At 70.6% G+C, this 20,735-nt stretch carries 11 protein-coding genes and 1 pseudogene; 8 read left to right on the plus strand and 4 right to left on the minus strand.

All coding sequences use genetic code 11. The annotated features are described in order from the left end of the window. A partial coding sequence (locus A7A76_RS23515) for an NAD-dependent epimerase/dehydratase family protein (protein ID WP_206413585.1) occupies positions 1–884 on the plus strand: 884 nt, incomplete at its 5' end. A 343-nt stretch (positions 885–1,227) separates the two neighbouring features. On the opposite strand, the gene A7A76_RS23520 is transcribed toward A7A76_RS23515, so the two are convergent. The 4 genes from A7A76_RS23520 to A7A76_RS23535 form a co-directional block, all read right to left on the minus strand. Continuing rightward, on the minus strand, positions 1,228–2,481 hold the full coding sequence (locus A7A76_RS23520) for an MFS transporter (RefSeq protein ID WP_241201153.1): 1,254 nt from the start codon (positions 2,479–2,481) through the stop codon (positions 1,228–1,230). A gap of 236 nt (positions 2,482–2,717) precedes the next feature. Continuing rightward, positions 2,718–5,099: a TonB-dependent receptor gene (locus A7A76_RS23525; RefSeq protein WP_428995227.1), complete on the minus strand. Its 2,382-nt coding sequence runs from the start codon at positions 5,097–5,099 to the stop codon at positions 2,718–2,720. 121 nt (positions 5,100–5,220) lie between these two features. Further along, positions 5,221–8,238, minus strand: coding sequence for a beta-phosphoglucomutase (pgmB, locus tag A7A76_RS23530; protein ID WP_206413587.1), 3,018 nt, complete (start codon positions 8,236–8,238; stop codon positions 5,221–5,223). Between the two features lie 605 nt (positions 8,239–8,843). After that, positions 8,844–9,857: a LacI family DNA-binding transcriptional regulator gene (locus tag A7A76_RS23535; RefSeq protein ID WP_241201154.1), complete on the minus strand. Its 1,014-nt coding sequence runs from the start codon at positions 9,855–9,857 to the stop codon at positions 8,844–8,846. Between the two features lie 305 nt (positions 9,858–10,162). On the opposite strand from A7A76_RS23535, the gene smc reads away from it, so the two are divergent. From smc to A7A76_RS23570, 7 genes and pseudogenes are all read left to right on the plus strand, one after another. Beyond that, positions 10,163–13,666, plus strand: a complete 3,504-nt coding sequence (gene smc / locus A7A76_RS23540) for a chromosome segregation protein SMC (RefSeq protein ID WP_206413588.1) — start codon at positions 10,163–10,165, stop codon at positions 13,664–13,666. A gap of 190 nt (positions 13,667–13,856) precedes the next feature. Next, complete coding sequence (gene zipA / locus A7A76_RS23545) at positions 13,857–14,633, plus strand: cell division protein ZipA (RefSeq protein ID WP_206413589.1); 777 nt, start codon at positions 13,857–13,859, stop codon at positions 14,631–14,633. 401 nt (positions 14,634–15,034) lie between these two features. Further along, a complete protein-coding gene (gene ligA, locus A7A76_RS23550; RefSeq protein WP_206413590.1) occupies positions 15,035–17,395 on the plus strand; it encodes an NAD-dependent DNA ligase LigA in 2,361 nt (786 codons plus the stop codon). Then, complete coding sequence (epmA, locus tag A7A76_RS23555) at positions 17,392–18,375, plus strand: EF-P lysine aminoacylase EpmA (RefSeq protein ID WP_206413591.1); 984 nt, start codon at positions 17,392–17,394, stop codon at positions 18,373–18,375. The genes ligA and epmA overlap by 4 nt, the downstream gene beginning before the upstream one ends. A 104-nt stretch (positions 18,376–18,479) precedes the next feature. After that, positions 18,480–19,250 (plus strand): DUF3011 domain-containing protein, encoded by a 771-nt coding sequence (locus A7A76_RS23560; protein ID WP_206413592.1) that lies wholly within the window; start codon positions 18,480–18,482, stop codon positions 19,248–19,250. Between the two features lie 232 nt (positions 19,251–19,482). Next, positions 19,483–20,259, plus strand: a complete 777-nt coding sequence (locus A7A76_RS23565) for a DUF3011 domain-containing protein (RefSeq protein ID WP_206413593.1) — start codon at positions 19,483–19,485, stop codon at positions 20,257–20,259. Positions 20,260–20,494: 235 nt separating this feature from the next. Further along, positions 20,495–20,735: pseudogene (locus tag A7A76_RS23570) on the plus strand (S-methyl-5-thioribose-1-phosphate isomerase); the annotation flags it as partial.

Consider the following 20,735-nt stretch of genomic DNA (forward strand, 5'->3'; position numbering starts at 1 on the left):
CCGGCGTCGACGCCGGCGAGCGGCTCAGCCTGCACGCCGCCGACCTGCGCCGCGACGAAGGCTGGGCCGAGGCCGCGGCCGGTTGCGACTACGCGCTGCACGTCGCTTCGCCGTTTCCGGCCGAGATCCCGCGCGACGAGAACGAGCTGATCGCGCCGGCGCGCGAAGGCACGCTGCGGGTGCTGCGCGCCGCGCGCGACGCCGGCCTGCGCCGGGTGGTGCTGACGTCTTCGTTCGCCGCGGTCGGCTACGGCCATGGGCCGCGCGCGCAGCCGTTCGACGAGAGCGTGTGGAGCGACACCGCCGCGCCGCTGGCGCCGTACGTGAAGTCGAAGACCCTCGCCGAACGCGCGGCCTGGGAGTTCGTGGCCGGCGAGGGCGACGGGCTGGAACTGGCCGCGGTCAATCCGGTCGGCATCTTCGGGCCGGTGCTCAGCGACGACTTCGCGACCTCGATCCTGCTGGTCAAGCGCCTGCTCGACGGCGCGCTGCCGGGCGCGCCGAAGCTGTATTTCGGCGTGGTCGACGTGCGCGACGTCGCCGACCTGCATCTGCGCGCGATGACCGACTCGGCCGCGCGCGGCGAGCGCTTCCTCGCCACCGCCGGCGATTTCCTCAGCGTCGGCGACATCGCCGCGACCCTGCGCCGCGAACTCGGCGCGGCGGCGCGGCGGGTGCCGTCGCGGCAACTGCCGAACTGGCTGGTGCGGCTGGCGGCGCTGGCCGACCCGGCGGTGCGGCAGATCCTGCCGGACCTGGGCAAGTTCAAGAACGCCAGCAACGCCAAGGCGCGGCGGCTGCTCGGCTGGAATCCGCGCAGCGCCGAGCAGGCGCTGCTGGCGACTGCGAACAGCCTGATCGAACTGGGGCTGGTGCGCCGCTGACCGACGCTGGAGAGGCGTCGCGGCAGCCAGCTACTGCTGCAGGCGCATGCAACCCAGCTCCCGTCAGGCTCGCGCCACCCACCTGTCGTCATGCCCGCGAAGGCGGGCATCCAGGGCTTCACCGCGGCATGGCTCTGAAGTCTCTGGATCCCCGCCTCCGCGGGGATGAAGGCTTGGAGAGGCGCGGTGAATCCGACTTGCCGCGAAACCCGACCGCCGAGAAACCCCTCATGCCGTCATGCCCGCGAAGGCGGGCATCCAGGGCTTCACCGAGGTGTGGCCCTGAAGTCTCCGGGGCCCCCACCGCCGCGAGCATGGTCCGGCCGCGCGCAGCGCCTGCCGGTCAGGCGGCAGCGCCAGCGGCGTCGGCGCGCGCCGACTGCCGTCGCAGCAGCGCGATGGTCAGCACCAGCAGCGTCATCGGCAGCAGCGACAGATAGAACGCGCCGCCGCCGATGCGCGCGAACAACTGGCCGGTGATGAACGAGCCGGTGGTGCCGCCGAGCGCGGAGAACACCACGATCAGCCCGGTCATCGCCGCGTGCCGCGACTTGGGCAGCGAGCTGAGCACGACCGAGTTGATCGCCGGGTAGACAGGCGCCATGAACAGCCCGATCAGCGGGAACACGAACGCCGCCGGCGGCGCGCTCATCCAGCTCATCTCGGCTTGCGGCTGGGCGCCGCGCGCCAGCGGCAGCGCCAGCAGCACCAGCAGGCCCATCGCCAGCACGCAGCCGATCAGCAGCCAGTGCCACGGCACCCGCCGCAGCGCCAGCCCGGCGGCGAGCCGGCCCAGCGCCAGCGACACGGCGAAGATGCTCGCCGCCTGCACGCTCATCTTCGCCGGCAGGTGCAGGATTTCGCGGTTGAAGGTCGGCAGCCACGTGCCCACGCTCTGTTCGATCAACACATACAGGAACGCCGAGGCCAGGAACGCGGCGACCAGCGGCAGGGCGATCAGGCGGAACATGTCGAGGAAGGAATCGGCGGCGGCGTGGCCGTCGCGCGCGGCGCTCTCGTCGAGCCGCGCGCCGGCGAGCAGGGCGATGATGACCGCGGCGATGGCGGCCAGCAGCCAGTAGACGTCGAGCCAGATCGGATCGCCCGGCGATTGCGGATCGATGAACCAGGCGAAGATCCAATAGCCGGCGAGCACGCCGACCATGAACCAGCCCTCGATGATGCTGGTGAGGCTGGCATGGCCCTGCCTGGAGTCGGTGAGCAGGCCGATGGAGGAATACACCGACACCTTGACCAGGGCGAAGGCGGCGCCGGTGGCGATGAACAAGGCCTTGGTCATCCAGAACGAGGCCAGCAGCGGCATCAGCGCGCAGGCGGCCAGGACCAGGCCGAGGCCGAGCATCATCGCCCGCCGATAGCCCAGCCGCGGCAGCAGCGAGGCGGTGAGGAAGGACACCACGGCGATCGGCAGGTCCTTGAACGCCTCCAGGACGCTGGCCTGGGCCTTGTCGATGCCGAAGCCCTGGATCGACTGCAGGATCACCGTGCCGACGCTGTTGAGCAGGACCCCGAACATCATGTAGGTCAGGATCATCGCCGCGATCATGCGGCGGCGGTGGGCGGTGGCGACGGTCATGCGGGCTCCGGGGACTTGGGCGGCGCGGGTGGTTCAGCGGATCGTGCGGTGTCTGCGCAGATTAAGGCGAGTGCAGAGTAGGGCGAGCGCGTCCTCGCCCCAACTGCGTTCCCCGGCCCGAACGCAGAGCGTTCGGGCGTTCGGCGCCGCGCGGGCCAATGGCCCGCAAGCGCGGCGCCTCACCCCGCTTGCGGGAGAAGGTGGCCCAAAGGGCCGGATGAGGGCCGCTTAGCCGATCACCACTTGTAAGCCGCCGAGAACAAATACGACCGCCCCGCGATCGGCCGCCCCATGAACACCCCGCCGGTCGCCGCGCCCGGCACGCGCACATTGCCCTCGGTCAGGCCGAGCTCGTTGCTGACGTTGCTGCCGGTCAGCGCGAACTCCCAGTTCTCGCCCACGTGCAGGTTCGCGCCGACATCCAGCGTGTGGTACGAGGGCAGCTTCTGGGTATTGGCCAGGTCCGCGTAGCGGTCGCCGATGCGCGAGTAGGTGGCGAACACCTTCAAATCGCCGAACGGCAGCGTCCAGTAATAGCTCGGGGTGAAGCGGAACTGCTGCTTGGGCTGGCGCATGACCTGGTTGCCGGTGAACTCGCGGTAGTTCTCGTACTTCGCGTCCAGCCACACGCCGGTCAACGCCAGCTCCAGCCCGCCGACCGGGCGCCACGCGCCTTCGACTTCCACGCCGTAGGCGCGCGAATCGCCGACCGTGGTGAAGTTGGTGCCGTCCTCGAGGAAGGCCTGGAACGGCGAGTTGGTGAACTTGTTGTAGAACGCGGTCAGGTACAGGTCGTAGCTCTGCGCGCCGGACTTGAAGCCCAGTTCGTACTGGTCGATCTCCTGCACCTTGGTGTTGCCGTCGCGCAGGTTGTCGAACGCCGGCAGCTTGTAGCCGGAGTTGGCGCGGGCGAACACGCTGGAATTGTCGGTGAGCTTGTAGTTCGCGCCCAGGGTCCAGGAGAAATGCTTGTCGTCCTGGTCGATGCGGCGCGTGCCCGGCAGCGAGATCGAGGTGGCGTTGTCGTAGAGCGTGTTCGGATTGCCGTCCAGGTCGACCGTGGCGGTGTCGTGCACGGTGCCGTCGACCTGCTGCCATTCGTAGCGGATGCCGCCGTCCAGGCGCAGGCGCTCGTTGACCTGCCACTCGTCGGCCACGAACACCGCGGTGTTCTGCCCGTCGTAATCGCCGCGCAGCGAGAAGAACGAGGTGCCGGTGAAGCCGTCGCGGGTGACCTGGCGGCCGTCGGCGAGGGTCAGGTCGATCCGGCGCGCGTTGTTCTGCGCGGTCAGCAGCATGTTGTTGCCCAGGTACCAGGTGTCCTTGGACGAGTACTTGGCGAAGTAGACGCCGGCGGTCAGCGTGTTGCCTTCGAACAGGTCCTTGCTGAAGCGCAGGTCGTTGGTGAACGACTCGATTTCCTTGTCCACGACCCAGAAGCCGGCGGTCAGCACCTGCTGGTTGGGATCGACCGCGCCGCCGCCGTTGACGTAGGTCGCGGTACCGGCGCTGCCGTAGCCGGCGATGAACGAGGACAGCGTCTGCGGGCTGGCGCCGGTGAACAGGCCGTTGGTCGGCGCCGAGCCGGTGACGAAGTTCACGCGGTCGCTGATGGTCCAGTCGCCGGCGTAGAAGTCCATCGACGCGCCGAACACGTCGAGGTTGATGCCGCGGCCGTCGGCGAGGTCGCGGCTGATGCTGGTGCCGCGGCCGGTCGGGATGGTGACGTGGCGGAAGTCGTTGCCGAGCAGGGTGCCGGTCTGCGCGTCCAGGCCCGGGAAGCTCGACAGGCTGGAGCCGTTGTTGCGCGACAGCAGCGGGATCGGAGTGAAGAACGCGTTCTTGTCGTCGGTGTGGCGGGCGTAGACGGTGATCTCGCCGCTGTCCCAGCTGTGGGTCAGGGTGGCGCTGAGCTGGCCGCCCTTGTCGGCCGGGAACTGGGTGTCGCGCACGCCGTCGGTGCTGCGGTAGAAGCCGCCGACGCTGTAGTACCAGCCGTCGGCGAGCTTGCCGCTGTTGAACAGGTCGACCCGGCGGAAACCGTCGCTGCCCACGCCCAGGCGCACGCTGCCGGCCGGCTCTTCGCCGCCCTTCTTCTGGATGAAGTTGACCGTGGCGCCGGGCTGGCCGTTGGAGAAGATCGGGCTGGGGCCGCCGCGCAGCACTTCCATGCGCTCGATGGTGTCGTCCATGCGGAACAGCGTGGAGTTCTCCAGGAACGACAGGGTCGGCGGCGGGAACAGCGGCGCGCCGTCCATCTGCACGGTCACGAACGGCGCGTCGCCTTCCGAGGGCATGCCGCGTACGAAGATGTTGGCGCCGGTGCTGCCGCCGGCCGATTCGGCCCAGATGCCCGGCACCACCTTGAGCGCGTCGGCGGTGCTCAGCGGCACCGCTTCCTGGATCTGCTCGAGCGAGGCGGTGGTGATCGAGAAGCTGGCGTCGCGCTTGCGCACGCCCTTGAAGCGCGCGGTGCCGCTGACCACCACCGCGTCGAGCGTGGTCGCCGAGTCGGAGGCCGGCGCGGCTTGCGCGGCCGGCGCCGGCTGCGCGTCCTGCGCCAGCGCGTGGCCGGGCGCGAGGATCGCGGCGATCGCGGCCGACAGCGCATAGCGCATCAGCCGGTTTTGAACGTGCGTGCCTTGCTTGTGTGCGGCGTGCTGCATGTTGTTCTCCCCACCCATTCGATATGGATTGTTGGTTTAGGCGGCCCCGCCGCGACGGTACGTGCCGGCGCGGTCAGGGCGAAACGAAAGCGTCTACGTCGAAAGCGGCGATCTCCGGCAGGCAGGCGTCGGCCTGGGCGAGCGTGCGCGCGTCGCCGATGCCGACCGCGGCCATGCCGGCGGACTTGATCGCGGCCACCCCGGCGGCCGCGTCCTCGATGCCGATGCACTGCGCCGGCGCCACGCCGAGCGCGGCGGCGACGTCGAGGAAGATGTCCGGCGCGGGCTTGGCGCGGGCGATCCGCGCGGCGTCGGCGATGTAGTCGAAGCGCTCGGCGATGCCGAGCCGGGCGAGCAGGGCGGCGGCGTTGCGGCTGGCCGAGGCTAGGCCGAGCTTGAGCCCGCGCGCGCGCGCCTGTTCGAGCACGCGCGTCACGCCCGGGAACAGGTCGGCCGGGGTGACCTCGGCGATGGCTTCGACGTAATAGCCGTTCTTGCGCTCGGCCAGCGCCAGCTTCTGTTCGGCGCTGAGCGTGCGGCCGGCGTGGCGCAGGATGATCTCCAGCGAACTCATCCGGTCCACGCCCTTGAGCCGTTCGTTGACGTGCTGGTCGAACGCCAGGCCTTCTTCGTCGGCCATGCGCTTCCAGGCGCGGTAGTGGGTCTGCGCGGTGTCGGTCAGCACGCCGTCGAGATCGAAGATCAGCGCCTGCGCCGGGCGCGGGAAGCGTTCGCGCGCGTCGACCTCGGCCGTGGCCAGGGCGCGGCGCAGCGGCTGGCCCTGGCTCAGCTCGAGGTAGTGGCCGGCGTGGGCGAGGGTCAGCGGCGCGCCGTCGAGCAGCGAGTATTCGACGCCGTCGCGGCGCACCTCGATGCGCAGGCGCCGGCCCTGCCAGCGCAGGCCGAAGCTGAAACCGTGCCAGCGCTGCGGCAGGGTCGGGGCGAAATGCAGCACGCCGTCGATCGCGCGCAGGCCGGCGAAACCCGAGGCGAGCCCGAGCCACGTCCCCGCCAACGCCGCCATGTGCACGCCGTGGTCGGTGTTGCCGTGCAGATCGTCCAGGTCCACGCGCAGGTTGTCGTGGAAGAAGCGCTCGGCCTGCTCGGCATGGCCGACTTCGCTGGCAAGGATGCCGAACACTGAGGCCGACAGGGTCGAGTCGTGCGTGGTCACGGCCGCGTAGTAATCGTAGCTGCGGCGCTTGACCTCGGCCGCAATGCCGTCGCCGGCCAGCACCAGGCCCATCACCACGTCGGCCTGCTTGCACACCTGATAGCGGTACAGCGTGAGCGGGTGGTAATCCAGCAGCAGCGGCCGGTGCTCGCCCTCGCGCTCCGGGAACGGCCAGCGCGGCTTGTCCAAAAACGTGTCGTCCTGGGCGTAGATGCCCAAAGCCTCGTCGTAATGCAGGAACATCGACTCGGCGGCGCGGCGCCAGGTGTCGACTTCGTGGGTTTCCAACTGCAAGCGCTGCGCCAGCTCGCGCAAGCGCTGCGGACGCTCGCGTTCGAGCTGTTCCCACGCCGCCACCGCGCGCTGCAGATGCCGCTGCGCCATGCGGTTGGTGTAGAAGTTGTTGTCGACCAGCGCGGTGTATTCGTCCGGCCCGGTCACGTCGTGGATGCAGAACGCGCCGCCGCGGCGCGCATTGAAGTGGCCGACCTGCGGCCAGATGCGCGCGGTCTCGAACAGCATCTCGGCGCCGAAGTCGGCGAGGAAATCCAGATCGCCGCTGGCGTCGAGGTACAGGCCGATGCCGTAGGCCACTGCGGCGTTGATGTGGTACGCGGCCGAGCCGGACGGGTAGTGCGCCGAACACTCGCCGCCGGTGATGGTGCGCCAGGGGAACAGCGCGCCGCGGCTGTGGTTCATCTCGCGCGCGTGCTTGCGCGCCGGCTCCAGCGCGAGGTAGCGCGCGTGCAGCATGGCCCGCGCCACCTCCGGCGCGGTGTAGGCCATCACCGGCAGCATGAAGGCTTCGGTGTCCCAGAAATAATGGCCTTCGTAGCCTTCGCCGGTGAGGCCCTTGGCGGCGGTGCCGTCGATGCCGTTGCGCCCGGCCGATTGCAGCAGGTGGAACAGGTTGAAGCGCAGCGCCTGTTCGGACGCCGGATCGCCGGCGATCGACAGTTCGGCGCCGTCCCAGAACCGCGCCAGCGCCTGCGCCTGGCGTGCGGCGATGGCCTCGAAGCCTTCGGCTTGCGCGCGCTGCAGCGCCTGCGCGGCGGAGGCGGGCAGGTCGGTGGCGTGCGGGTTGCGGTCGGTGACGTAGGCGACGAATTTTTCCAGCGTCACCGATTCGCCGGGGCGCAACTGCGCTTCGTAGCGTTGCGCCACGCGCTCGGCGCCGAGGTCGGCGCCGGCGAATCGCAAGCCATCGATGCTATGGCCCTGGCTGCACACCACGCGCACGCCGCTGCGCCGGGTCGCCTGGACCACGTGCGCGCCGCGTTCGTCGGCCTGACGCGCCAGCAACTGCAGGCCCTCGGCCGAGGCCACGCCGATGCGCGGGTCGTCGCCTTGTTCGGCGGCGGCGTGGCCGCATTCGATCGCCGAGCTCAGGCTCAGCGCGCCGCTGTAGTCGAGCGAGGTGGCGCGGTAGCGGATCGCCAGCAGGTCCACGCCGGGCACGCCGCTGTCGAACGGGACCACGCGCTCGGCGAGGATCTCGATGCGCGCGCCGGCGCCGGTACGCAGCACGCTGCGGCGGGTCAGGCGGCCGCGGCGCAGGTCCAGCTCGCGCTCGAACGCGTCCGCCGGCGCCGGCAGCAGGCGTTCGCCCCCGGCGAACACCGCGATGCGCTGGCCGTCGGCGACCGGCAGGCGGGTGTCGGTGTGGCGCGGGAAACCGGTGAAGCGCTCGTGGTAGTGGATCGGATGCTGTTCGTACACCGCCGCCAGGAAGCTGCCGTCGCTGCCGCCGTCGGCCTCCTCCAGCCCGCCGCGCACGCCGAGCGAGCCGTTGGCCAGGGCGAACAGGGTTTCGTCGCGGCGCTCGCGCGCGAGCTCGCGGCTGGTCTGGCGCAGGCGCCACGGATCCACGTCGGCGGCGGTGGGAGGCGAAACGGAGGCGGGGGACAGAGCGGTCACGCGGCGGGCCTGTAAGCGGGGCCGCAGAGCGCTGCGGCGTCGATGGAGGCGGACCGTAGTGATTCGTTGTTATCGATGTCAAGTTACCGATAACAGGGCGATGGCGGCCGGCGCATCCCGGACCTGCGCCGGGGGCCGGAAGCGGGCGGCTAACCCCGCCGAATCAGGGAGTTGAGGAGGGCCGGGATGCACAACCCGGCCCCTTCCGCCGTCGCCCCCATCGCTGCAACGCAACAAGAATTGCGCAGCCCGGCCCCCCCTGTAGGAGCGGCGCAAGCCGCGACCGCGCCAAGCCGATGACGGCGCGCCCGTCCCATGCCTGCGCCACCACCAGCCGTACTTCCGCCGCGATCCGCCCTGCCGCGGTCGCGGCTCGCGCCGCTCCTACAGGGCAAGCCCGCCGCCATGAAGCTCCTTGCAGGAGCGGCGCAAGCCGCGACCGCGCCAAACCGATGACGGCGAGCCCGTCCCATGCCTGCGCCACCGCCAGCCGAACCTTCGCCGCGATCCGCCCCGCCGCGGTCGCGGCTCGCGCCGCTCCTACAGGGCAAGCCCGTCGCCACGAAGCTCCTTGCAGGAGCGGCGAAAGCCGCGCCGCTACGCTCTCAGGTGACCCGCGCGACCAGATGGGTCGGCAGAATCTCCGACGCCGCCGGTTCGCCCTCGATCAGCGCCAGCACCTTGCGCGCCAGCAGCACGCCGGCGTCGACGAAGTTCTGGTGGATCGAGGTCAACGGCGGCAGGTAGGTCGCGCCCAGCGGCGTGTCGTCGTAGCCGATCACCGACACGTCCTCGGGCACGCGCCGGCCGCGTTCGATCAGGGCGCGGATCGCGCCGATCGCGAGCAGGTCGCTGGCCGCGAACAGGGCGTCGAACTGCGGGTGCTGGTCGAGCAGCGCGTGCACCGCCTGGGCGCCGGCGCTGACGGTGAAATTGGCCACGCTCGGGGTCAGCGGCTGGATCCCGTGCGCGCCCAGGGCCTGGCGGAAGCCGAGCAGGCGCTCGGCGAACTCGCCGTGGGCGTCGTCGCCGAGGAACACCGGCCGGCGCCGGCCCAGGGCCAGGAAGCGCTCGGCGGCGAGCTTGCCGCCGCGCTGGTTGTCGCTGCCGACCACGATCTGCGATTCGTGCCGGCTGACCGCGCCCCACACCACCATCGGCCGGCCCCAGCGGCGGACCTGGTGCATCGCGTCCTCGTGCGCGCCCTGGCCGAGCAGGATCACCCCGTCGGCGGCCTGCACGCTGGGCAGGGCGCCGCCCTGCAGCGAGGTCAGCAGTACGCTGTAGCCGGCCGAGGTCAGCTCCTGGCTGATGCCGCCGAGCAGGTCCAGCGGATACGGCCCGGACATCTGCCGCTCCACGGTCGGCTTCATTTCCACCACCACCGCCACGGTCATGCTGCGGCGCAGGCGCAGATTGCGCGCGCTGACGTTGAACTGATAACCCTGGCGCTCGGCCAGTTCCTTGATCCGCTGGCGGGTCTCGGGATTGACCAGCGGGCTGTCGCGCAGCGCGCGCGAGACGGTGATCGCCGAGACCCCGGCCAGTTCGGCCAGGTCGGCCATGGTCAGGTGCTCGCCGGCCTTGCGGGTCGGATTGGAAGCGCGCGGTCGGCTCATGCGGGCGGATCGTTCCAGGGGCGAGGTGAAAAGGCGGGCCGCCCTATTTAACACGTCGCGCATGGGGCGATGGTGCGGAGCCGCGCGCGGGCCGTCCGGCGCCGCCGCCGAAGCCCTGCGCGCGGGCTCCGGGGCGGGCCCCGGGCCGGCCCGGGGCTTCTGACGGCGGGCTCGGCCCCGGCCCGCTATACTCCCAGGCAGGCGCGGCTCACGCCCGCCGCTGGCCCAGCAGATTCAATCGCTTGGCCGCACTGCCTAACCTAATTTCCACGGCCGCGTCCGCCGTCCAGAGGCCCCAACGCCGCATGCGTCTGTCCACGATCAAGCTGTCCGGTTTCAAGTCCTTCGTCGACCCGACCACGCTGCACCTGCCCACCAACATGACCGGCGTGGTCGGTCCCAACGGCTGCGGCAAGTCGAACATCATCGACGCGGTGCGCTGGGTGATGGGCGAGAGTTCGGCCAGCCGGCTGCGCGGCGACTCGCTGACCGACGTGATCTTCGCCGGCTCCTCCGCGCGCAAGCCGGTGTCGCAGGCGATGGTCGAGCTGATCTTCGACAACTCCGACCACACCATCACCGGCGAATACGGCGCGTTCGACGAAATCTCGGTCAAGCGCACGGTCAGCCGCGACAGCGTCAACCAGTACTACCTCAACGGCGCCAAGTGCCGCCGCCGCGACATCACCGACCTGTTCCTCGGCACCGGCCTGGGCCCGCGCAGCTACTCGATCATCGAGCAGGGCATGATTTCGCAGATCATCGAGGCCAAGCCCGAAGAGCTGCGCGTCTACCTGGAAGAAGCCGCCGGCATTTCCAAGTACAAGGAACGGCGCAAGGAAACCGAGACCCGCATCCGCCACACCCGCGAGAACCTCGACCGCTTGAACGACCTGCGCGAAGAGGTCGGCAAGCAGCTCGAACATCTGCGCCGGCAGGCGCGCCAGGCCGAGCAGTACCAGGCGATCCAGGCCGAGCGCAAGGTCAAGGACGTGCAGTGGAAGGCGCTGGAATACCGCGCCCTGGACCAGAAGCTGCAGGCCCAGCGCGAGAAGCTCTCGCAGCAGGAAACCCGCCTGCAGCAGCTCATCGCCGAACAGCGCGAGGCCGAGCGCGAGCTGGAAACCGGACGCGTGCGCCGCGAGGAAGCGGCCGAGGCCTTGAACAAGGCCCAGGCCGCCAGCTACGAAGTCGGCGGCGCGCTGGCCCGGATCGAACAGCAGATCCAGCACCAGCGCGACCTGTCCGGGCGCCTGCGCAAGGCGCGCGAGGAAGCGCTGGCGCAGCTGGAGGAAATCGGCGAGCACATCGGCAGCGACCAGGCGCGCCTGGACGTGCTGATGGCCGCGGTGGCCGACGCCGAGCCGCGCCTGGAGGCGCTGCGCGAAGACGACGAGGCGCGCCAGGAGGCGCTGCGCGAGGCCGAGAGCAAGCTGCAGGACTGGCAGCAGCGCTGGGACGGCCACAGCCGCGAACAATCCGAAGCCGCGCGCGCGGCCGAGGTCGAGCGCACCCGCATCGAGGGCCTCGACCGCCAGACCCTGGACGCCGACCGCCGCCGCGAGGCGCTGACCAGCGAGCGCTCGGGCCTGGACGTCGCCGCCCTGGCGGCGGCGTTCGAGCAATTGCAGAGCCAGCACGACCTGCAGAAGGAATCGCTGGACAGCCTCAGCGAAGAACTGGAAGCCCGCAAGACCGCGCTCGGCGATCTGCAGGAGCAGCAGCGCGGCACCCAGAACCAGTTGGCCGAGGTGCGCAAGCAGGCGCAGACCTCGCGCGGCCGGCTGTCGTCGCTGGAAACCCTGCAGCACGCCGCGCTCGGCCAGGAGCAGGGCGCAGCCGCCACCTGGCTCAAGGCGCGCGGCCTGGATTCGGCCCAGCGCGTGGGCGAAGTGCTCAGCGTTGACGCGGGCTGGGAGAACGCGGTGGAAAGCGCGCTCGGCCAGCTCATCGAGGGCGTGCTGGTGGAAGCGCCCGAAGCTTTGGTCGATGCGATCGGCGAACTCGGCGAAGGCCGCCTGACCCTGGTCTCGCCCGAGCGCGACGGCACCGTCTATCCGGCGACCTCGCTGGCCGCGAAAGTGCAGGGCCCGGCCGCGATCCGGCGCCTGCTCGCGCGCCTGCACGGCGCCGACGACCTGGCTGCGGCGCGGGCGCTGGTGGCGCAGATCGGCGCCGACGAGACCGTCATCACCCGCAACGGCGAGCGCCTCGGCGCCGGCTGGGTGCGGGTGCTGCGTTCCGGCGCGGCCAAGCAGGGCGCCTTGCTGCGCGAGCGCGAGATCCAGAGCCTGCGCGCGGAAATCGAAGAGCTGCAGGAACGCGAGCGCGAACTCGAGCACCAGCAGATCCAGCTGCGCGACCGCGCCCTGGCCGCCGAGCAGCACCGCGAAGACGCGCAGCGCTCGCTGTACATGGCCCACCGCAGCGTGTCCGAACTCGGCGGCCAGTTGCACAGCCACCAGGGCCGGCTCGACCAGGCCCGCGACCGCATCGACAAGATCGACGCCGATCTCGAGCAACTGCTGATCGCGCTCGACAGCGCCAACGAGCAGGCGCGCGAGGCGCGCCTGCGCCAGGACGCGGCGGTGGAGCGCATGGGCGAGCTGGAAGACCAGCGCCAGCGCCTGGAAGCCGAGCGCAGCCGCCTGTTCGAAGCGCGCGACACCGCCCGCAACATGGCGCGCGAATCGCGCGACGCCGCCCACGCCCTGGTGCTGAGCCTGGAAACCCAGCGCGCCCAGATCGCCGGCCTGAGCCAGACCCTGCAGCGCATGGGCGGCCAGCGCGGCCAGCTCGATACGCGCTTGAACGAACTCACCGCCCAGCTCAGCGACGGCGACCAGCCGGTGCAGGACCTGGAGCAGCAGCGGCAAGTCGCGCTGGAGCAGCGCGTGATCGCCGAACAAGACCTCACCGCTGCGCGCACCGCGCTCGACGGCATCGACAACGACCTGCGCAAGTTCGAGCAGACCCGCCAGCAGCGCGACGAACAGGCCCTGCAGCAGCGCGAAGCCATCGGCCAGCGCCGCCTGGAGCAGCAGGCGCTGGTGCTCAAGGCCGAAACCCTGACCGAGGCCATCGCCGAAGCCGGCGCGGTGCTGCAGGAGGTGGTCGATGCGCTCGACGAAGACGCCGACCCGCAGACCTGGGAACGCGCCGTCGCCGACCTCGACAACAAGCTGCGCCGGCTGGAGCCGGTCAACCTGGCGGCGATCGCCGAGCACGCCGAGGCCGCGCAGCGCAAGGATTACCTCGACGCCCAGAACACCGACCTGACCACCGCGCTGGAAACCCTGGAAGAGGCGATCCGCAAGATCGACCGCGAGACCCGCGGCCGCTTCAAGGACACCTTCGACCGGGTCAATTCCGGCGTGCAGGAGCTCTATCCGCGCCTGTTCGGCGGCGGCCACGCCTATCTGGAACTCACCGGCGAGGACCTGCTCGACACGGGCGTTGCGATCATGGCGCGGCCGCCGGGCAAGCGCGTGTCCAACATCTCGCTGCTGTCCGGCGGCGAGAAGGCGATGACCGCGGTGGCGCTGGTGTTCGCGATCTTCCGCTTGAACCCGGCGCCGTTCTGCCTGCTCGACGAGGTCGACGCGCCGCTCGACGAAGCCAACGTCGGCCGCTTCACCGCGATGGTCAGCGAGATGAGCGAGCAGGTACAGTTCCTGTTCGTCAGCCACAACAAGGCGACGATGGAAGCCGCGCAGCAACTGGCGGGCGTGACCATGCGCGAGCCGGGCGTGAGCCGGCTGGTGTCGGTCGACCTGGCCGAGGCGACGCGCCTGGCCGGCGCGGCCTAGGTTCGCGGCGCGGCGCCTGGAACCGGAAACGGCGGCGCCGCGCTTTAACGATTCCCTATCTCGCGATTTTCGTTTTGCCTACAAGATCCACAGGAGCCGGAACGGCGGGTAGCGAATCGAACGGCCGCGTCGCGCTGCAACGATTCCCGATTCCCCTTTCCCGATTTCCAGCAGCAAAAGGAGCTACCGAATGTCCGACGTGACCCTGATGAGGATCGGCATCCTGATCGCCGGCCTGATCCTGATCGGCGCGATCGTGTTCTTCGGCCGCCCGCGCAAGCCCGGCCAGGGCAAGCGCATCGCCCGCGAGGACGACAGCCGCGCCGGCGAACGCAAGCCGGCGTCGGCGCCGCGCCAGGAACCGACCCTGGGCGAGCAGATCGAAAACGAGCTCGGCGAGGGCGGCCCGGCGCCGGGCGAGGCCACCACCCAGGCCGAGCTGGAGCTGTTCGACCGCACCCTGGAAGGCGGCGCCAACGCCGCGGCCAGCGAGCTGGGCCGGCGCGTCAGCGACGAATTCGACAAGATCGTGACCCTGTACCTGGCCGCGCGCGCCGGGCAGAAGCTGCACGGCCCGGACATCGTGGTCGCCGCCGAGAAGGCCGGCCTGGTCTACGGCCACATGGGCGTCTACCACCGCCTGGTCGAGGGCCACCCCGAGCGCGGCCCGGTGTTCAGCGTGGCCAACATCATGAAGCCCGGCAGCTTCGACATGGCCCAGATCCAGGCGCTGGAGACCCCGGCGATCGCCTTCTTCCTGACCCTGCCGGCGCCGGTGCCGGCGCTCGACGCCTGGGAAACCATGCTGCCGACCGCCCAGCGCATGGCCGAGCTGCTCGACGCGGTGGTCCTGGACGAACAGCGCAACGCCCTGGGCCGCCAGCGCATCGCCCACCTGCGCGACGAACTGCGCGCCTACGACCGCCAGCGCGAAGCGCCGCCGCTGAGCAAGCCGACGCGCTGGTGAGCCCCGACGCCCCGCTTCCGCGGGGCGTCGGGTTTCTGCCACCGAAGGCCCACCTGCAGGAGCGGCGCAAGCCGCGACCAACCGAAGCGACGCCGCCCCGCCGCACCGTCCAAAGCGACGAATCGCCCCCCACCCATCGCAACTGCGATTCCCCCCTGTAGGAGCGGCGCAAGCCGCGACCGCGCCAATCCAACCATGACGAACCTGCGCGATCGGCGTCATGGTCTAACGCCGGTTTCCGTTTTTCGCCGCAATCGCAACGGCGCGGTCGCGGCTTGCGCCGCTCCTACAGGGGGAAATCGGCGCAGCGTCGGCAGGTCGCACTCGCGGCGACTTCGGCCATCCACAATTGCGCGATTCCCGTTCAAAATGCCGCCATCGCCGCGCCAGGACGCCGACCCGTGACCCCGAAGAACACCGCGACCCCAGCCGCGCAACGCGCCGCCGAATTGCGCGCCCAGCTCGAAGACGCCAACTACCGCTATTACGTCCTCGACGACCCGACCCTGGCCGACGCCGACTACGACCGCCTGCTGCGCGAGCTCGAGGCGCTGGAGGCCGCGCATCCCGAACTGGCCTCGGCCGATTCGCCGACCCAGCGCGTCGGCAGTTCGCCCTCGGGCCAGTTCGCCCAGGTCCGCCACGCGGTGCCGATGCTCTCGCTCGGCAATGCCTTCAGCGACGAGGAAGTCGCCGACTTCGTGCGCCGGATCGAGGAACGGCTGGACCGCGCGAACCCCGAATTCTCGGTCGAACCCAAGCTCGACGGCCTGGCGATCAGCCTGCGCTACGAAAACGGCGTTTTCGTCCAGGGCGCGACCCGCGGCGACGGCGCCACCGGCGAGGACGTCACCGCCAACCTGCGCACGGTCAAGGCCATTCCGATGAAGCTGCGCGGCCAGGGCTGGCCGGCGCTGCTGGAAGTGCGCGGCGAGGTCTACATGCCGCTGGCCGCGTTCAAGGCCTACAACGAAAAGGCCATCGCGCAGGGCGGCAAGGTCCTGGCCAATCCGCGCAACGGCGCGGCCGGCTCGCTGCGCCAGCTCGACCCGCGCATCACCGCGCAGCGGCCGCTGGCGTTCTACGCCTATGCGGTCGGCGTGGTCGCCGACGATTACGCGCTGCCGGCCAGCCATTCGGCCACGCTGAAGCGACTGCGCGACTGGGGCTTCCCGGTCAGCGGCGAAAGCGGCGTGGTCGCCGGCGCCGACGGCCTGCTCGGCTACTACCGGCGGATGGGCGACAAGCGCGACGCGCTGCCGTTCGACATCGACGGCGTGGTCTACAAGCTCGACGACTACGCCGGCCAGCGCGAGATGGGCTTCGTCTCGCGCGCGCCGCGCTGGGCGATCGCGCACAAGTTCCCGGCGCAGGAGCAATCCACCGTGCTGGAAGGCATCGACATCCAGATCGGCCGCACCGGCGCGGCCACGCCGGTGGCGCGGCTCAAGCCGGTGCAGGTCGCCGGCGTCGTGGTCACCAACGCGACCCTGCACAACGCCGACCAGATCGCGCGCCTGGACGTGCGCATCGGCGACACCGTGATCGTGCGCCGCGCCGGCGACGTGATCCCGGAAGTGGCGCGGGTGGTGCCCGAGTACCGCGCGCCGGACGCGCCGCAGTGGCGCATGCCCGAACACTGCCCGGTGTGCGGCTCGGAAATCCTGCGCGAAGAGGACGGCGTGGTGTGGCGCTGCTCCGGCGGCCTCACCTGCGCCGCGCAACGCAAGCAGGCCGTCGGCCATTTCGCCTCGCGCCGGGCGATGGACATCGAAGGCCTCGGCGAGCGCTACATCGAAGACCTGTCGGACCTGGGCTATGTGCAATCGGTCGCCGACCTGTACAAGCTCGAACTCGACGACCTGCTGGCGATGAAGCGCCGCGCCGACGAGCGCGACGGCACCACCCCGGAGACGGTCAAGGCCGGCAAGGTCGCGACCAAGTGGGCCGAGAACCTGATCGAGGCCATCGACCGCAGCCGCGACACCACACTGGAGCGCTTCCTGTTCGCGCTCGGCATCCAGCACGTCGGCGAAAGCACGGCCAAGGCGCTGGCGGTGTGGCTGGGCGATCTCGACCTGATCCGCACGCTGCCGTGGCCGGTGTTCAAGCGCCTGCCCGACGTCGGCGGCGAGGTCGCGCGCGCGCTCGGCCATTTCTTCGACCAGCGCGGCAACCAGCAGGTCATCGACGACCTGCTCGCGCGCGGCGTGCGCGTGGGCGACGCCCATCCGCCATCGGCCAGGCTGCGCGAAGGCCTGAACCTGGCGACGCTGCTGGTCGACATGGAAATTCCCAAGGTCACCAAGATCCGCGCCGACCAGCTCGGCGCCGCGTTCGGCGATGCGCAGAAGCTGCTGGATGCGCCGGAACATGCCTACGTGACCGCGGGCTTGCCGGCGGAAAGCGCGCAGGCGTTGGCTGCGTGGCTCAGCGTGGATGAGAACGCGCGCTTGTTGACGCGGGTGGGCGACGCGCTGAAGCGGCTCGATGCGTTGACGCCTGCGGCCGAGTCCTCTTCGGTTGGGCCGCTCGACGGCCAGACCGCGGTGCTGACCGGCGGCCTGGACGCGATGAGCCGCGACGAGGCCAAGGCGCGGCTGGAAAAACTCGGCGCCAAGGTCTCCGGCAGCGTGTCGAAGAAGACCAGCTTCGTCGTCGCCGGCAGCGACGCCGGTTCCAAGCTGGCCAAGGCGCAGGAGCTGGGCGTGGACGTATGGGACGAAGCGAAGTTGCTGGCGTTCCTGGCCGAGCACGAATGAGCGCGGCCGACTGGCGCCCCTCCGCCGGGTTCGAAGCCCTGCGCCTGCGCGCGCGCCTGAACGCCGAAATCCGCGCGTTCTTCGCCGCGCGCGATGTGACCGAGGTGGAAACGCCGACGATGTCGCGCGCCGGCAACACCGATCCCAACATCGCCTCGTTCGCGCTGGAATTCAGCGGCCGCACCGACGGCGCGCCGCGCACGCGCTGGCTGCGCACGTCGCCGGAGTTTCCGCTCAAGCGCCTGCTCGCGGCCGGCTTCGGCGATTGCTACGAACTCGGCCGGGTGTTCCGCGACGGCGAAGCCGGCGGCCGCCACAACCCCGAGTTCACCATGCTCGAGTGGTACCGCAGCGGCTGGGACCACCGCCGCCTGATCGGCGAGACCGCCGAACTGGTGCGCGCGGCGCTGGCGTTGGTCGGGCGCGCGGCGAGCTTGCGCGAAATCGCTTATCGCGAGCTCTATTGCGAACGCCTCGGCCTGGATCCGTTCACCGCCAGCGACGAGGAACTGCGCGCCGCGCTCGGCGAGGTGGTCATCGATCCGCACGGCCTGGGCCGCGACGACTGGCTCGACCTGCTGATGACCCATCGCCTGCAGCCGCACTTCGGCCGCGACGAAATGCTGGCCGTGCGCGATTACCCGGCCTCGCAATGCGCGTTGGCGCGGGTGCGCGCCGACGCCGGCGGATGCGCGGTGGCCGAGCGTTTCGAGCTCTACCTGGGGCCGCTGGAACTGGCCAACGGCTACCACGAACTGGCCGATCCGGCCGAGCAGGGCGCGCGTTTCGATCGCGATCGCGAACTGCGCGCGCAGCGCGGCGCCGTCGCGCCGCCGCGCGACGAGGCGCTGCTGGCCGCGCTCGCCGCCGGTTTCCCCGATTGCGCCGGCGTCGCTTTGGGCGTCGACCGCTTGCTGATGGCGCTGCTCGACACGCCGCGCATCGCCGACGTATTGGCGTTCGACTTCACGCGAGCTTGACCGCGGTGAACGTTGCGCCTGCCGGGATCGGCCGGCTCGGCGGTTTCCGTTGCAAGTTCACGGTTCGCGGTTAGAGTGTTGGCACCACTCGCAGGGGGCCGTGCATGGGTAGTCTGAAAGCCGCGATCCGGCTGTGCGCGTTGACCGCCGTCGCCGGCGTCGGCGCGGCCGTCGCGGAGCCGGCGTCCGCCGAGCCCGCGGGCGAGCGGCTGTACGGCGGCAATCTGCTGCGCTGCGCGTCCGACGACGAGCAGACCGTGCGCTGTCCGGCCGATACCCGCGGCGGCGTGCGCCTGGTCCGGCGCAGCTCCGGCAAGCCCTGCGTGGAAGGCACCAGTTGGGGCGCCGATCGCGGCGGCGTGTGGGTGTCGCAAGGCTGCTCGGCCGACTTCGTGCTCGGCCGCGGCGGCAGCGGCGGCGACAGCACCAGCGGCGCGCGCGTGATCAAGTGTGAGTCGCTGGGCGGGCGCTGGAACCATTGCGCCGCGCGCACCGAAGACGGCGTCGCGCTGGCCCAGCAACTGTCCAAACAACCGTGCCTGCGCAACCAGACTTGGGGCGCCGACAACAGCGGCGTGTGGGTGGCCGGCGGTTGCCGCGGCGAATTCCGCCTGCTCGGCGTCCAGCCCGAAGACGAACAGGCCGCCGCCGCGGCCGCCGCGGCGCAGAGCCGCAAGCTGATCAAGTGCGAATCGCTGGACCGGCGTGCGCGCCGTTGCGACGGCGACACCGGCTCGGGCGTGCGCATGGTCAAGCAATTGTCCAAGTCCGAATGCGTGGAAGGCCGCAGCTGGGGCTACGACGCCCACGGCGTGTGGGTCGAGGGCGGTTGCCGCGCCGAATTCGAACTCGACTTCCGCAACAACGGCGGCTGATGCTGCACTGCGCGATTGCCGCGCAGCGGTGCCGCCGCGGCGATGGCCTATAGGTCACAAGTCATGCGACCAACGGCGCAGCCGGACGCATGTAATCGTTTAACAATAAGCACGCGATGAATGCATTCTTGGCATTCTTCACCGGCTTCCTTCGCGCCCGGAAATCTTGAGCTGGCGTTAAGCGAACGACGCTAGAGTCCTCGGCAAAACCGAACACGACAAGGAGCACGACATGTCCGCACGCATGCTTTCCACCGCCGGCCTGACCCTGGCCCTCGGCCTGGGCGCCGCGGGCGCCGCGCAGGCGCAGTACAACGACTACGGCTATGGCGACTCCGGCAGCATCCGCTGCGAATCCGACAGCGGCCGCTATCGCCGTTGCAACGCCGACACCCGCGGCGGCGTGCGCCTGTCGCGCCAGCTGTCGAGCTCCTCGTGCATCCAGGGCCGCAGCTGGGGCTACGACCGCAACGGCGTCTGGGTCTCGGAAGGCTGCCGCGCCGAGTTCGACCTGGGCCGCGGCGGCGGCAACTGGGGCGGCGGTGGCGGCGGCTGGAACGGCGGCGGCAGCGGCGATGTGGTGCGCTGCGAATCCGACGGCGGCCGCTCGCGCACTTGCCCGATCAACGGCAACCGCGCGCGCCTGCAGCGCCAGCTGTCGTCCTCGTCGTGCATCGAGGGCCAGAGCTGGGGTTCGCGCCCGGGCGAGGTCTGGGTCAGCAACGGTTGCCGCGGCGAGTTCGTGGCCACCCGCGGCGGTGGCGGCTGGAATGGCGGCGGCTGGAACGGCGGCGGCAACAACGGCGGCGGTTGGGGCGGCGGCGGCCGCGAGATCAGCTGCGAGTCCAACAACAACCGCCAGAACCGCTGCAACATGAGCATCCGCCGCGACGTGCGGCTGATCCGCCAGAGCTCCGGCTCGCCGTGCATCGAGGGCCAGACCTGGGGCTGGGACCGCGCCGGCGTGTGGGTGTCCAACGGCTGCCGCGGGCGCTTCCAGGTCGACTGAGCGCTGCGCATCGCGGAACGATCGAGCAAGCCCCGGCCGCAAGCCGGGGCTTTCTTGTTGGGGCGCGGCGTCGCGGCGTAGAGCATCGGGCCAGAAGGCCCTCTTGCAAAAGCCTTGTGGCAGGGCCTTGCGAAAGGCTCTTGTGGGAGGGCCTTCAGGCCCGACGCTTTCGTCGCAGACGGCGCAAACCCCCGAGGTTTCAAGACCGACACACGCATCCGTTAAACTGACCGCCATGAACGACGCCATCGATTTCGACCGCTACGACCGCATCCGCCCGATCCGCTGGACCGGCCAGGCCCTGGAACTGCTCGACCAGCGCAAGCTGCCGTTCGTGGTGGAGTACGTGACCTGCGCCGACAGCGACGAAGTCGCCGCGGCGATCCACGCGCTGACCGTGCGCGGCGCGCCCGCCATCGGCATCGCCGCGGCCTGGGGCGCGGTGCTGGCCGCGCGCGCGGTCGAGGCCGCCGACG

Source organism: Lysobacter enzymogenes, from assembly GCF_017168095.1.
Lineage (GTDB): Bacteria > Pseudomonadota > Gammaproteobacteria > Xanthomonadales > Xanthomonadaceae > Lysobacter > Lysobacter enzymogenes_D.